Origin of the sequence: Urinicoccus timonensis (genome assembly GCF_900232945.1) — a bacterium.
Classification (GTDB): Bacteria; Bacillota; Clostridia; order Tissierellales; family Peptoniphilaceae; genus Urinicoccus; species Urinicoccus timonensis.
In genome coordinates, this window is the sequence record NZ_OCTU01000003.1 from 184,340 (window position 1) to 199,004 (window position 14,665).

Here is a 14,665-nt window from a genome sequence, read left to right on the forward strand (position 1 = left end):
TCCCAGTTTAATTTTTATAATTGGATTAATAGAATTATTAAGCTATATAATAAAATCAATTTAAAGAAAAATAAATATTAGATAATACCAGGCGATAGCAATTAAAAACTCTATCGTCTTTTTTTATACTAAAAATAAGGACGGAATAACACAACAAATTCTCTAAAACAAAACACTAAACCAATGCAAGATTAAATGAAATCAATATCTATGATATAATTAAATAAATCTAATAAAGAGAAAAAGAGGGATATTATGGCACTTAACTATAAACCATTATGGATACAGTTAGCAAAAAAAGGACTAAAGAAAACAGATGTAATAGCCATGGCAGGACTTACAACAAATGTTATGGCACAAATGGGCAAGGATAAACCAATTACATTTAAGAATTTAGAAAGAATATGTAAGGCTTTATCTTGAACTCCTAATGATATTATTAGTTTTGAAGATGAATTTGAAAAAGAGATTTAAATTCTTATAGTTCTTTACACTTGATTTACAAGGGATCAAAGAAAATCTTAATAAGGGTTTCTAAAATTTTATTGAAATAATGTATAATTTGTGATAGCTTACTTACAATTTTAGAATTGTAATCTTTATATAGGGTGTTTTTATATCTTGTCAATGATTTTGTAAATATCTTTTAGATTGGAATCCAAAGTTTTGTGAGTAATTTATTTGAGAATTTACAAAGCTTCTTAATACATGACCTGTATGTGTATAATGACATTGACAAGAAGACATCTGTGATTATAGATTTTAAGTAACTATATAAATTGTAAAAAAGTATAGCACTAATACTAGCAAGAAAATTTATACGAATTTAGTTGACACAACTAAGAAAAATTGCTCCCATTTACGAAATGGTTTATACTTCAAGAGAGGAGGTAAACTAAATTGATGAAAACACTTGGTATGTTAACAATCATCTGCTTAACAGCATCAATTATGATGATGAATTTTATACTTATTATACCAAAATTTGGCTCGAAGCATTTCGGCGCACCTGATGATATCAAAGTTATGATGAGTAAGTTGCCAGATAAACCGATTTGGGTCAATATAATCGGCGGACTTATCATGATACTTGGATTGCTAGCCATTGCAGCCGTTCTAGGCTGGGCAATTGTTGATACAGTAAAATTTAGTTTAACTTTTCAGAAAGCCTTTGTTAGATTTTTAATACTATTTGAAGGATATAAGCTTTTTGATATTATCTTTTTTGATTATCTCATGCTTACCAAGTTAAAATTGCCGACTAAAGTTTACCCAGAGACGGTTGGTGCTAAGGGTTATGATAATTTTGGTTTTAATGGGAAAAGTCAGATTGCAAAAATTATAATCTTCTTTTTCGTGAGCCTAATTTTGGCATATTTACTGACCGTTTTGGTTTAACTAGAAATTCATCACTTATAATGTTCAATTCGACTTCTTGGCTATTTGTTTTAAGGGGCTGTAGCTTAAAAAAACCAATTATCAGAAATAGATATAAGCCATGAACAATTATATGAAGATGGGTTAGGGTGAAATATAATCGAAAGAAACTTCAATCTAATGAATGTGAGCATATCTTAAAAACAAGACAAGAACCATTCCTATACAAATATCTATACATGCAAATTCATATAAGATAAAGGCGTATAAAAAAATTAGTTTAATCACAGCAATCACAATTTAAATTGTGATGTTCGCAAGCTAAACTACGGACTTCACTAGGAAGTTTCCCTTTGTATCTTTTGTAATAAATAGAAAATTTGCTATGGGATGCGTATCCAACAGATTGAGCTATTTCCTTTATAGGAAGTTTGGTATTTAAGAGAAGAGTCTCAGCCACGTTCATTCTTTTTCTTTGAGTATATTCTGTAATGCTTTGACCATATTTTTCTTTGAATAGATTTTTTAATTTAGTCCCGCTCATTGTAGATATTTTTTCAAGAGTTTCCTGGTTTACATTCATGGCGAAATGATCATCTAAAAATCTGGCTACATCTTCAAGTGCTTTATTATCATCAGATTCAATTTTATATTTTTTCCTATTTAAGTAGGTATCTATTACTATACTTACCCATTCATTTGCTTTGGCTTTAAAGAAAAAATCAGCGGCTGGAGCATCCATCTTACAATTTAATATTTCCATTGCCACTTTTTCTAAAGACTTTGTAAGTATTATTTGATTAGTTTGAAGTAAAGCCCTATAAAATGATTCCGGATCAATATTAATGGCTGATAGGTGGTTTTCCAAAAGCTCTTTTTTAAAGCCTATAGAAACAGAAAGATAATTTGAATTCTCGTGTAATAAAAACAGAAAGTCATCTTTTATATTATCAAAATCAAAAGTACATAAGGAGTTTGCAGTAAGTGTTTGATAAGGATTAAATTTTTCACCGTTTGCACTTACTATGTACTTGTATTGGACGATGGGGAAATTGTTCAAAGAGGAAAACACAGAGATTTAATAGAAGAAGAGGGACTATATAGAAGTTTTATGAGAATCAGGGGTAAGGTAGAAAATTGGAAAATATAATAAGGAGATAAAATAAATGCTAAAATTGAGTCACATATCATGTAGGGTTGATAATTTACAAGAGGCTTGAAAAAATCACTGAAATGGGCTTTAAAATTGAGTGGGGCTCTAATAATATAAATAAAAATGGCAGAAGAATTTATCTACTAATAGCCTACATCTTTTATCTTTGTGGGAAAATATGATAAAAAAGATAAACAAAAAGTTATAACATTCCAGATTGGGATTACATGGAAAGATATATAGAAAACGTAAAACTAAAATGTAATATAGAAATGTATAACATTTAGAAAAAAGACGATTAGAAAAATAAAAATCTAGTCGTCTTTTTTATTTTAGGAAAGGATATAAGTATGAAAAAATTAGAACAAATAAGACAAGAGTTAAAAGAAATAAAAGATAAAATAGACGATACAGAAGAAAGATTAAGGCAACTAAAAAATCAAGAACAAAAGATATTAAAACAAGATATAGTAAAAAGAAGAAAGTTTAAGTCAACAGAATCTTCATTTACTACAATTTTAAAGAATTTAAATTATGACACCCAAAATGTCACTCAAAATGTCACTCAAAGTGAGGGACAAAATGAGGGTAAAAATGACGGTCAAAAGTTAAAACCAAAAGATAGACGAAATAAGATAGTGAAACTTATGAAAGAAAATTCAAACATAACAACAATTGAATTGTCTCATATATTATTGGTATCTGTAAGCACGATTGAAATAGATTTAAAAGTTCTCACAGATGAAAAAACAATTGAGTATATAGGCAGTGCTGAAGACGGATATTGGAAAGTAAACAAATAAAGTGAATAAGAAAATCCAATTCTCCCGAAAATAATATAATATTCGGGAGAAATACTTTGAGCGGGAGAGAAATCTTTCGTTTTTTTAACTTACAGAGTCATGAATGAAATTAGTAATAGTAGAGAAACCAAGTGTAGCAGTTACAATTGTAAGAAAAAATAGATATTATGAAGGGGAATGAATACATTGTTTTCTGGTGTCTAGGTCATTTAATTCAAATGCCAAGTCCAGATAGGATAGATGAAAATAGAATAGGGGGCAATGGAACAAGTTTTGAATATTGACTTTTTGTCCAAGAAATATTTTAATATAAATAAAAGAATTAACGATATGGGGATATCAAAAATGGAAAAGACTAATATTAGATAGTATGGAAATAAAATTTGACTTTGAAAGAGAGTGGTGCACAGATGAATTTAGCAGATCCTCAAGATATTATTGTTAAAATAGTTGTTTTATTGATTCCAATTATTTTATGCTTATTTTCTTTATATATGATAGATAAGACCAATGGAAATATTATAGCAGGATTTAATACTATGGAAGAAGAAAAAAAGAAAGAGCTCATAAGGAAAGGATACCTGTCCAAAGTCAAAAAAATGCTTTTAATAATGATTCTACCCTTACTTATTGCCTTTTTGTCTAGTTTTTTTATTAAGGATATTGAGCTATATAATGATATTCTCATGGGAGCATGGGGTTTATTTGGAATCATTACGATTTTAGGAATTGTAGTTGTTAATTATTCTATGCGAAAATAAAGTGGATAAGAAAATCAATTGTCACGAATAGAATACAATATTGGTGACAAAGTTTTGAGCGGGAGAGAAATCTTTCGCTCTTTTTATATCCTTATAAAAAATAAAAAAGTTGACAGGTCCGGAGAAAAAATGTACTATAAATGTAACCAAAAATGTACTATAAATGTAACCATCGAAAAAAGGAGATGCAATGGATGTAGAAATTGACAACAGAATTGCAGAATTTCGTAAGGAGCTTGGCCTGTCTCAACATCGGCTGGCCCAGGCAGTGGGGCTTAAGAGACGGTCAATTATGGCCTATGAAAACAAGACCATTAGCCCAACCCTGGAAACGGCCTATAAGATTTCCAAGGTTTTAGGCAAGGACCTGACAGAAGTGTTTATTTTTAAATAGGAGGAAGACATGGGACTTTTATTCAACAGTAATCAAGAAATCAACGAAAAAATTAAAAGTGAATTTGGAGACTTAGACAACCATCTCCTGGCCTTTAAGCATAATGATGTAAAAACAGACTTGTTCAAGTGGCTAGTCCCAGGGGGCTTGTATTATACAGTGGATTCCACCAGGACCTTTATCTTGTATTTTTCCAGCAAGGGTATCCATGAGGAGGAAATAAGCAATTCTGTAAAAAGGGATTTTTTACTTATGCCTTGGCATGAAATCAGCTCTTTTGAGCTAAAGGTTAAAAACAATAAGGCCATCCTGGAATTGGTCCACATAGGGAAAAAAATAGGTTATGAAATTCCTTTCAAGGGAGTAATCTTTAGGGACAACAAGGAGAATTTGCAAAAGCTAGAAAGTAAGGACTGGAATCGGATCTAGCCCTCCAAGGTCCGGGCAATTCTTGTAATCCCAGGTAGACTTTCCTATAATAGAAGAGATTGAGAATTTTGCAAAACTTGGAAGTAAAGGATGGACAGATGAAGAAAAGGACAAAGAAGTGGGGGAGCCTCCTCCTAGTGGCCCTGGTGGTTCTAGCCAGTTTATTCCTAGGGAACGAATCCCTTTTAAATGGCTTGACAGGCCTGGGGATGAGTCAGAAGAGTGTTCGAAAGCTCCAGGCCCTGGTTGGCTTGGGTCAAGGTAAGTATGAACCGGCTAAAAACAGTGACTACTATATCTTGGATGACCAGGGACCTCTTTTTTCCCAGGAGGACCTAAAACCTGGTAAGGACTGGCAGACCTTTAGCCCCCTGGATTCCCTAAACCGGGTAGGACCGGCCAATGCCCTGATTGGTCCAGATTCTAGACCCCGGGAAAAGAGGGGAGATATTTCCAAGGTCTACCCCACAGGGTGGAAGCAAAAGAAGTATGACTTTGTAGATGGCCAGGCCCTCTACAACCGCTGCCACCTCATTGCCCACCAGCTCACCGGAGAAAATGACAACTGGCTCAACCTCATGACTGGGACTCGGTCCTTTAACAAGTATGGAATGCTGCCCTTGGAAAATATTGTGGCTGCCTATATCCGGGATACCGGGAGCCAGGTTCGCTACCGGGTGACGCCGGTTTTTAAGGACCAGGAAGTCTTGGCCCGGGGCGTCATTATGGAGGCTGCTAGCGTGGATGATGGAGGCAAGGCGGTATCCTTCCGGGCCTTTGTCCCCAACCAGGAGCCGGGAGTGGCCCTGGACTACAAGACTGGCCGTAACCATAGAGCCCAATAGATTTTGATGACAAAAAAGACCCCGCATCCTAGGATGCAGGGTCTCTTTTATTGCTTATGCAGATTGTAAAATCCCTAAAGAAGATAGGATAATCAAAACCATAGCCAGGGGAACAATGTACTTCAAGGTAAAGTAGTAGGCCTTAAAGGCTTTTTGTTCAAGGGTATGGTGGTTGGTTAATTCATCAAAAATGGCTTCCTTGTCATAGAACCAGCCCAAGAAAATAATCTCAATAAAGGCGGCAGATGTCAGCATGTAGTTGGAGGTCAACTTGTCCAAAAAGTCAAAGAAAGTAAGACCAGCAATTTGCAGGGAAGAATTTTCTCCATTGGACAAACTGCTTAAGATGGACAAGAGGAAGATTCCGATAGCGGCAAGAACCGAAGCCTTTTTCCGAGAAAGCTTCAAGGAATCCACCCCAAAGGCCACAGAGGATTCCAAGAGGGAGATAGTAGAGGTCAGGGCAGCCAGGGCCAGTAGGACAAAAAAGGCCACGCCAAATAAGTAACCTCCTGGCATTCTTGGAAAGACATTGGGCAGGGTGACAAAGGCCAGACCGGCTCCCTGGGTGGGGTCCAGGTTAAAGGTAAAGACCGAGGTAAAAATAGCAATCCCGGCCAAGATGGCAATCAAGGTGTCAAAAAATGCAATGGAAAAAGCAGACTTGACGATGTTGTTGTCATCACTGACATAGGACCCGTAGGTGGTCATAATGGCCATACCCAGGGACAGGGTAAAGAAAGAATGCCCCAGGGCCGCCAAAAAGCCCGCCATGGTGAATTTAGAAAAGTCTGGATAGAATAAGAAACGGAGACCATCTCGTCCTCCCTCCAGGGTAAGGCCCCGGATTCCCAGACAAATAACAATAAAAAGCAAGATAGGGATGGCGATCTTAGAGACCTTTTCAATTCCCTTATCAATTCCCGACCGAACAATCAGCATGGTCATAAGCATAAAGACGAAGGTCCATGCAATGGGCTTGATGGGGGAAGAGATAAAGCCGGTAAAGAGATTGGAAATTTCTTCTGGACTTTTTCCCGCGAATTCATTGGTTATACTCTTGAAGATATACTCCAAGGACCAGCCAGCCACAACAGAATAAAAACTTAGGATTAAGAATGAGGCAATGACGGCGATGATCCCTGAGATATACCATTTTTTGCCCGGGGCCAACTTTTTAAATGAATCCACACTATCACTTTTCGCCCGGCGGCCAATTAAAATTTCACTCATGAGGATTGGAACGCCGATAACAAGACAGATGACGATATAGACAAGCAGAAAAGCTCCCCCTCCGTTTGTTCCTACAATATATGGAAACCTCCATATATTTCCCAGGCCTACAGCTGAACCAACAGCAGCCATGATCATTCCGAAATTACTGTTAAAGCCTTTTCGTTCCATAAGTCCTCCTTTCAAAGAATAAGACACAATAGCCTCCGAATAGACGCTATTAAAATAAATTTTTAGAATTATATCATATATCAAAGAAAAAGTAAAGGAAAATCTAAAAGGCCTCCAAGACAAGGCCTAAGCTAGGATATAGGAGAAGTTCCACTAGATTGGAAAGGAAAATTCATAAAAAATCTTCCAAAGCTTGCCAAGCTTGTAGAAGCGTGCTATACTATAAATAAATAAGAAACCTTATTAAGAGTGGTGGAGTGACTAGGCACTGTGAAACCCGGCAACCTGAATTGGTGCTAAATCCTACAGAGTAATCTGAAAGATGAGGTGTAATTGGACCTATTCTTTTAGAATAGGTTTTTTTAATTTCAAAGGAGGAAAAATTGAAACGCTGGTTATTTACATCAGAATCCGTAACAGAAGGCCATCCAGACAAGGTCTGTGACCAAATTAGTGATGCGATTTTAGATGAGATTTTAAAACAAGATAAAGATGCTCGGGTGGCCTGTGAAACTGTGGCCAATACTGGACTCATTTTAATTACAGGAGAAATTACTACATCAGGTTATGTAGAATTCGACAAGGTTGTCCGTCAAACCCTAAAGGAAATTGGCTACGACCACCAAAGTGGCGGAGGATTTTCCTATGAAAACTGCGCCGTGCTCTCGGCTATTGAAGAACAATCCCATGACATTGCCCAAGGGGTGGACCGGTTCAAGGAAAGCAATATCGATGCCATGGACGCCTTTGGTGCTGGAGACCAAGGTATGATGTTTGGCTATGCCTGCAATGAAACCGAAGAATACATGCCCATGCCCATTTCCCTGGCCCACAAGTTGTCCAAGAGACTGGCCGATGTGCGTAAGGACAAGACCCTGGACTACCTAAGACCTGATGGTAAGACCCAGGTAACCCTGGTATATGAAGATGGCAAGCCCGTAGCAGTGAAAAATATTGTCGTGGCAGCCCAACATGCTCCAGAAGCCGACTTGGAAGAAATTCGCCGGGACATTAAAAAACACGTTATCGAACCCATTATCCCTGCAGACTTTATTACAGAAGATACCCAATACTACATCAACGCCACAGGCCGCTTTGTTCTAGGAGGCCCCCTGGCTGATGCTGGTTTAACAGGCCGGAAGATTATTGTAGACACCTATGGTGGTTATGCCCGCCATGGTGGTGGAGCCTTTTCAGGAAAAGACCCGACCAAGGTGGACCGGTCTGCAGCCTATGCCGCTCGTTATGTGGCTAAAAACATTGTAGCTGCTGGCCTGGCAGACAAGTGTGAAGTGGGACTTTCCTATGTAATCGGGGTGGCAAAACCCTTGAGCATCTATGTGGAAACTTTCGGTACAGGAAAAATTTCCGATACAGAAATTGAAGACCTAGTCCATAAAAACTTTGACCTAAGACCTGCAGCCATCATCAAGGAACTAGACCTCTTAAGACCCATCTACAGACAAATAGCCAGCTATGGTCACTTTGGTCGCAATGACTTGGACCTACCCTGGGAAAGACTGGACAAGGTGGACTTGTTAAGAAAATAAAGAAAAGACAAGCTAGAAAAGAGACCTCCGGGTCTCTTTTTTCTTTGGCCTGGATTTGGTACAATGGATGAAAGGAGGAGCTATGGAAATTCAAGGAAGAATCGAATCAATTGTCTACCATAATGACGGAAACGGCTACAGTGTTTTAAGGGTGGAAGCCGAAGATGATCTCATTACCTGTGTAGGCTACGGCTATCAATTTGAAAAAAATTTAGACTACATATTTCAAGGAGACTGGATTTTCCACCCCAAGTACCAAGAGCAGTTTTCCTTTCAAGAAGCCAAGGCCCTTGAGCCCTCTAGCCAAGAATCCATAGTCCGCTACCTTTCCTCGGGTTGCCTGCCCTTTATCGGACCCAAGACCGCCCAGGCCATTGTGGACTTGTTTGGCCAAGACAGCCTCCGGGTCATGAAGGAAGAACCGGGGTCCTTGCGACAAATTCCTGGCCTAGGCAAGAAAAAAATTGCCAAGATCAGCCAGGCCTTAAAAGAACAAGAGGGGATGGACATCATGGTGAACTGGTGCCTGGACCGGGGCTTGTCCATCCAAGAGGCCATGAAGCTCTACCGGGTCTATGGGGAAAACACCCAAACCACCCTGGAAAAGAAACCCTACTGGGTCCTCCAGGACCTCAAGGGGCTTTCCTTTAAAACCATTGACAAGATAGCCTTAAAATTGGGCTTTGCCAAGGATGACCCCATGCGGATTGGGGCCTATTTTGTGGAAATTTTAAAAGACGCCCTCTTCCAAGGCAATTGCTATGTCTACTATAGCCAATTAAAGAGCCAATTTAGCAAGGACCTGGGCTTGGACCCAGAAAAGGCCCCAGACCCCTTGCAAATGGCCATGAACCCCAGCCTCTACCTGGAAAAAGCCCAGGAAGCCGGCTGGGAGGGAGACTACAGGGTCTACCTGAGTTATGTCTACCAGTGTGAAAAAAATATAGCCCAAAACCTCCTGGCCCGGCTGGGGCAAAAAAACATGCAAATCAAAACCGCCGGACAATCCATCCTCCAAGACCATAAAAAGGATTGGATCAATCGGCTAAGCCCCGAGCAAATCCAGGCTGTGGAAAAATCCCTGGACTCCTCTGTCATGGTCCTAACTGGGGGACCGGGAACGGGGAAAACCACCACCCTCAAGGCCCTCATTGAACTCTACGAATCCATGGACCTCAAGGTCTGCCTGGCAGCCCCAACTGGTCGGGCGGCCAAAAAAATGAGTGAGGCCACATCCAGGCCCGCTTCCACCATCCACCGACTCTTGGACCTAACCCCCCATGAAGACTGGGTGGACTTCCAAGATACAGAAAATGAAATTGATGCCGATGTCTTAATCCTAGACGAGGTATCCATGGTGGACATCTTTTTAATGGTCCAAATCCTCCTGGCCCTGGAGGAAAAAACCAAGCTGATCCTGGTGGGAGACCACAACCAGCTTCCCAGTGTGGGACCAGGAAATGTCCTGGGAGACATCATAGCTTCAGGTCGGGTGCCTACAGTAGAATTAACCAAGATCTTCCGCCAGGCAGAACAGTCCAATATCGTCCAAAATGCCCACAACATCTTAAAGGACCGTCCCCTTTTGATGAACCAAAAAAACGGCGACTTTTTCTTTATCCAGGCTCCGAGACAGGACATTGCCCAAACCATAGTGGACCTAATTTCCAAGAGGTTGCCGGACTACTACGACCTGGACCCCATGGAGGATATCCAGGTCCTAAGTCCCATGCACAAGGGACCTGTTGGGGTGAGTATCCTCAACCAAAGACTCCAAGAGGCCCTAAACCCTCCCGGAGAGGATAAAAAAGAAATCACCTATAAAAAGATGATTTTCCGGACAGGGGACCGGGTCATGCATATCAAAAATAACTACCAGTTAAAGTGGTCCATCCAGTCCGAGGTCTATTCCAAGGAGGGAGAAGGAGTCTTTAACGGCGACCTGGGCCGGATTCTTTCTGTGGATCCCGAGGCCAAGAGCCTCAAGGTAGTCTATGATGAAATGAAAATAGTGGACTACCAGGAATACGACTTGGACGAACTGACCCTGGCCTATGCCTCCACCATCCACAAGGCCCAGGGAAGTGAATACCCCATTACCATTATGACCTGTTCCTGGGCCCCAGCCATCCTCCAAAGCAAAAACATCCTCTACACCGCCATTACCCGGGGCAAGAGGGGGGTCATCCTGGTAGGGAGCCTGGACTCCTTACAAGAAATGCTCAAAAACAAGGACCAGCTAGAGAGAAGAACCGGCCTGGTTCGCCGCCTGGAAACCGAGGGGGTCCTATGAATTTTTTAGATTTTTTCCAAGACCACACCTGCTATCTCTGCCACGAGGAAGAAGGGACCATCCCCTACCTCTGTCCCCAATGCCGGGACCGGCTGGACTTTCAACCTGGCTACAGGCAAAAAAATGGCCAGGCCATCTACAATGGCTTTTTCTATACCGGAAGCCTGCGAAAGATTCTTACAGACTACAAGTTTGAATCCAAGACCTACCTGTCCAAGACCCTGGCCCACCTTTTTATCCAGGTCCTGGGCCAATTTGACCCGGGGCAAGACCTGGATGGTTTTGTGGTGGTTCCGTCGGCCAAAGAGACCCTAAAAAAAAGAGGCTTTGACCCCATGGACCTCATAGGTCTGGAAATCCACCGCCTGTCAGGCTTAAACTACTACCAGGGCAGGCTGGAGAAAATAAAAAATACCCCCCTACAACTTGGCCTGTCTGGCAAGGAGAGGGAGGAAAACTTGGTCCAAGCCTTCCGGGCTAGGGACCTGGAAGGCAAGAATATTTTATTGTTAGATGACATTCTGACTACAGGATCCACCCTCTACCAGGCCAGTCTGGCCCTGGAAGAAGCTGGAGTCCACCAAGTCTACCCCATCAGTCTGTCAGCTTAGTTTCCTGGGGCAGGAGGTCTTTTAGGAGGGAATCCTCCCGGGGCCAATCCAAGCCCCCTTGTTTTTTCAAATAGGCCAGGGCGTTGATTTGGCAGCCGATTTGCAGGACGACATTGACCAGGTAGATCCACAAGAGCATGAGGATAATCCCAGTGAAATAACCATAGGTTATGGCGTAGCGGCCAAAATTCGTTACATAGTAGGTGAAAAGCACCGTCCCCAATAAAATTCCCACCAAGGCAAAAAGACTGCCAGGAATTAGGGTTTTTAGGCCCAGTTTTTTCATGGGAAGGTTGGGACTAATCCCATAGAGACAAACCAGGAAAATCAAGGCATAAAGAGGTCCAATGATGTTTAGGGACTTGTGTAAAAATCCAATGAGCTCTTGGTTTAAGGGGATGTAGTTATTGATTTGCTGGATGAGCTCAGACCCGATAATCCGGGAGAAGAGAAGGAGCAAGATCATAACAATCAAACCCAAGGTAAAAGCTAGACCCAAAAAAGCCATTTCGAAAAAACTTCGATTTTCTTGGAGCTGGTAGGCCTTGTTAATGATCTTAATCAATTGCCGAACACCGCTGGAGGCCGACCAAAGACCCAATAACAAGGAAACACTCAATAAAGAAGCCGAAGAAGTCAGGGCAATCTGGTCCACAAAGGACAGGATAATAGAGGCCGTGGACTCTGGCAAATAGGACACCAGATTTCGGATAAAGGAAGGGTCCAAAAGAGGAGTGTAGTTCAAGATATTTAAAAGAGCAATAATAAAGGGGAATAAGGACAGGGTCGTGAAATATGACAATTGTCCCGCTCTTGGAAAAATTTCAAAATCAATAATTCGCTTGGCCAGGGCATCCAGAAAACTTAAAACAGAATTGTCCCGGTGCCGGTAAAGCCAGTTTTTTAATGGTTTTAACATAAGGGCTCCTTTCCTAATGAATATAGATACCCAAGATATCGTATTTTTCACTAAGATTTTCTTGCGAAAGAGAAAAGAAGGGCAAGAAAGATAAAAGATGTTGTATAATAAAGACAAAGAGGTGGAAAAAATGCAATACAATATATTAGTCTGCGACGATGAAAAAGACATTGTTTCAGCCATAGAAATTTACTTAAAAGCCCAAGGCTACCAGGTCTTTCCAGCCTACAACGGCAAGGAAGCCTTGGAGATTATGGAAAAAGAAACCATCCATCTAATCTTGATGGACTTGATGATGCCCGAGATGGACGGGATGACAGCCATCCTAAAGATTCGGGAAAAGAACAACATCCCCATTATCATCCTATCGGCCAAGTCGGAAATTACCGACAAGATCCTGGGCTTAAATGTAGGGGCCGACGACTATATCACCAAGCCCTTTAATGCCATCGAGCTTATTGCCCGGGTCAATTCATCCTTGAGACGCTATATGAACCTGGGGTCGGCAGATATCGACCAAGACGAGATGCAAATTGGCCGGATCGTCCTAAACGATGCCAGTAAAACCGTCACTGTAGATGGGGAAGCAGTCAACCTGACCCCCTACGAATACAAGATCCTCTTCCTTTTGATGAAAAACCAAGGTCGGGTGTTTTCCAGTGATGAAATCTACGAGCATGTCTGGGAAGAAGAAGCCCACGATGTGAAAAAAGTCATCAGTGTCCACATCTCCCACTTGAGAGACAAGGTGGAAATCAACCCCAGAAAGCCGGACCTGATTAAGTCAGTCTATGGCATGGGCTACAAGATAGAAGGATAGGTATGGTAAAAAAAATTAGGAGATTTTTTTCTAAAATCTATGACTATATTTTTTACCGGGCCTATATCGAAGAACTCTTTATAGAATTCTTCCTCTTGATTTATGTCTTGAGCCGGATTTTTTATTGGCCCGATGGACTCTTTTTCAACCTGGTCATGTTAGATGTGGGAATTTGCTTGGTTAAGCTCTTGCCCATTCCGGGCGTCCGGCGGTTTTTTACCGTGGCCCTGATGCGGGAAAGTTCCAAGTCCAACTCCTTTATCTACTATGCCGTGGCCAATATTATCCTGCTCTTTGTCCTCTTATTGTCTCCTCTAATTTTCGGAGAGACCTTTAGCCTGGTCCTGGCCCTGGTCTTTTTGATCCTCTTGTTTTTCGAAAAAGAGAGGGTTCAATTTGTCCTGGTCATTGAGGGAATCGAAGAGACAGCCAGCCTGGGGATGCCCCAAATGGAAACCCACCTGGCTGAAAAAGAAAGCATCAAGGCCCTGGTCCAATTGGGCAACATCCGGGAGGGCCTGTCCGACGCCGTAGAAGAGAGGATGCAGTCGGAAAAAATGAAGACCGACCTCATCACCAATATCTCCCACGACCTCAAGACCCCCCTGACCTCCATTATCAACTACACAGATATCCTAAGTAGCAAGGAGACCATGGACGAAGAGGCCAAAAACTACATCCGGATCCTGGGCCGGAATTCCGAACGCCTAAAGAGCCTGGTTATCAACCTCATTGATGCTTCAAAAACTGGGTCTGGCAATGTCCAGGTGGAAAAAGTCGTCATCGACTTCAATGAACTTTTGAGTCAAATCTATGGGGACTTTGAATCCGACCTTTCAGCCAAGGGGCTGGAATTTATCTACAATTCCGACAGCGAGGATGCCAAAATCTACACCGACCCCGAAGTCCTGGGCCGGGTCCTATCCAACACCCTGTCCAATGCCTGCAAGTACGCCCTGGAAAATACCAGGATCTATGCCAAGCTCATCCAGGACCAATCCAAGTACTACTTTTCCATCAAAAATGTCAGCAAGAACCGGCTGGGGATTTCTGCCGATGAATTGATGCAACAATTCGTCCGGGGAGAAAAGTCTCGGACCACAGAAGGATCCGGCCTGGGCCTGCATATTGCCAAAAACCTGGTGGAAGCCCTGGGGGGAGAATTCCGCATCGTCATTGATGGAGACTACTTCCAAGTCTTTATAGAATTAAATAAAGAATAAAGAAAAAGACAGGTTCCAAACCTGTCTTTTTTAAGCTCCGGCCTGGCCCTCAGGGGCCATTTTCAGCCATAGAGCTTAAAATC

The 14,665-nt window shown here is 41.4% G+C and carries 13 protein-coding genes, 3 pseudogenes and 1 riboswitch; of the genes and pseudogenes, 13 read left to right on the forward strand and 3 right to left on the reverse strand.

Going from position 1 to position 14,665, the window contains the following annotated elements; genetic code table 11:
* Nucleotides 1–255: 255 nt before the first annotated feature.
* Nucleotides 256–423, forward strand: a complete 168-nt coding sequence (locus CS898_RS06270) for a helix-turn-helix domain-containing protein (RefSeq protein WP_099208505.1) — start codon at nt 256–258, stop codon at nt 421–423.
* A 480-nt stretch (nt 424–903) separates the two neighbouring features.
* Nucleotides 904–1,398 (forward strand): hypothetical protein, encoded by a 495-nt coding sequence (locus CS898_RS06275; RefSeq protein ID WP_099208506.1) that lies wholly within the window; start codon nt 904–906, stop codon nt 1,396–1,398.
* A 259-nt stretch (nt 1,399–1,657) separates the two neighbouring features.
* Here CS898_RS06275 and CS898_RS06280 read toward each other — a convergent pair.
* Nucleotides 1,658–2,410: pseudogene (locus CS898_RS06280) on the reverse strand (helix-turn-helix domain-containing protein); the annotation flags it as partial.
* A 470-nt stretch (nt 2,411–2,880) separates the two neighbouring features.
* Between CS898_RS06280 and CS898_RS10235 the strand changes: the two are divergent.
* The 6 genes and pseudogenes from CS898_RS10235 to CS898_RS06310 all read left to right on the forward strand — a co-directional run.
* A pseudogene (locus CS898_RS10235) lies at nt 2,881–3,015 on the forward strand (DUF3847 domain-containing protein); the annotation flags it as partial.
* A gap of 421 nt (nt 3,016–3,436) precedes the next feature.
* Nucleotides 3,437–3,578, forward strand: a pseudogene (locus tag CS898_RS06290) (toprim domain-containing protein); the annotation flags it as partial.
* Nucleotides 3,579–3,743: 165 nt separating this feature from the next.
* Nucleotides 3,744–4,094 carry a DUF3784 domain-containing protein gene (locus CS898_RS06295; RefSeq protein WP_099208558.1) on the forward strand — a complete coding sequence of 117 codons (351 nt, stop codon included), beginning with the start codon at nt 3,744–3,746 and terminating at the stop codon, nt 4,092–4,094.
* A 190-nt stretch (nt 4,095–4,284) separates the two neighbouring features.
* The gene (locus CS898_RS06300; RefSeq protein ID WP_034440423.1) at nt 4,285–4,488 is read left to right on the forward strand and encodes a helix-turn-helix transcriptional regulator; all 204 of its coding nucleotides are present in this window, start codon (nt 4,285–4,287) and stop codon (nt 4,486–4,488) included.
* A 9-nt stretch (nt 4,489–4,497) separates the two neighbouring features.
* On the forward strand, nt 4,498–4,917 hold the full coding sequence (locus tag CS898_RS06305; RefSeq protein ID WP_099208507.1) for a histidine kinase: 420 nt from the start codon (nt 4,498–4,500) through the stop codon (nt 4,915–4,917).
* Nucleotides 4,918–5,015: 98 nt separating this feature from the next.
* A complete protein-coding gene (locus CS898_RS06310; RefSeq protein WP_099208559.1) occupies nt 5,016–5,762 on the forward strand; it encodes a DNA/RNA non-specific endonuclease in 747 nt (248 codons plus the stop codon).
* A 54-nt stretch (nt 5,763–5,816) separates the two neighbouring features.
* On the opposite strand, the gene CS898_RS06315 is transcribed toward CS898_RS06310, so the two are convergent.
* Entirely contained in the window at nt 5,817–7,166 is a 1,350-nt protein-coding gene (locus tag CS898_RS06315) for a sodium-dependent transporter (protein WP_099208508.1), read from the reverse strand.
* Nucleotides 7,167–7,403: 237 nt separating this feature from the next.
* Nucleotides 7,404–7,495: riboswitch (SAM riboswitch) on the forward strand.
* 54 nt (nt 7,496–7,549) lie between these two features.
* Between CS898_RS06315 and metK the strand changes: the two genes are divergently transcribed.
* The 3 genes from metK (at nt 7,550) to CS898_RS06330 (ending at nt 11,620) form a co-directional block, all read left to right on the forward strand.
* Entirely contained in the window at nt 7,550–8,716 is a 1,167-nt protein-coding gene (gene metK / locus CS898_RS06320; protein ID WP_009431388.1) for a methionine adenosyltransferase, read from the forward strand.
* A gap of 82 nt (nt 8,717–8,798) precedes the next feature.
* Nucleotides 8,799–11,009 (forward strand): SF1B family DNA helicase RecD2, encoded by a 2,211-nt coding sequence (gene recD2, locus CS898_RS06325; RefSeq protein ID WP_159459138.1) that lies wholly within the window; start codon nt 8,799–8,801, stop codon nt 11,007–11,009.
* Entirely contained in the window at nt 11,006–11,620 is a 615-nt protein-coding gene (locus CS898_RS06330) for a ComF family protein (protein ID WP_099208510.1), read from the forward strand. The genes recD2 and CS898_RS06330 overlap by 4 nt, the downstream gene beginning before the upstream one ends.
* On the opposite strand, the gene CS898_RS06335 is transcribed toward CS898_RS06330, so the two are convergent.
* Nucleotides 11,604–12,539, reverse strand: a complete 936-nt coding sequence (locus tag CS898_RS06335) for a YihY/virulence factor BrkB family protein (RefSeq protein WP_159459139.1) — start codon at nt 12,537–12,539, stop codon at nt 11,604–11,606. The two genes, CS898_RS06330 and CS898_RS06335, sit on opposite strands and share 17 nt — an antisense overlap.
* A gap of 130 nt (nt 12,540–12,669) precedes the next feature.
* Here CS898_RS06335 and CS898_RS06340 point away from each other — a divergent pair, with 130 nt between their 5' ends.
* Both CS898_RS06340 and CS898_RS06345 read left to right on the forward strand, forming a co-directional pair.
* Nucleotides 12,670–13,359: a response regulator transcription factor gene (locus tag CS898_RS06340; protein ID WP_099208512.1), complete on the forward strand. Its 690-nt coding sequence runs from the start codon at nt 12,670–12,672 to the stop codon at nt 13,357–13,359.
* Between the two features lie 2 nt (nt 13,360–13,361).
* A complete protein-coding gene (locus tag CS898_RS06345) occupies nt 13,362–14,582 on the forward strand; it encodes a sensor histidine kinase (RefSeq protein WP_099208513.1) in 1,221 nt (406 codons plus the stop codon).
* Nucleotides 14,583–14,665: the final 83 nt, after the last annotated feature.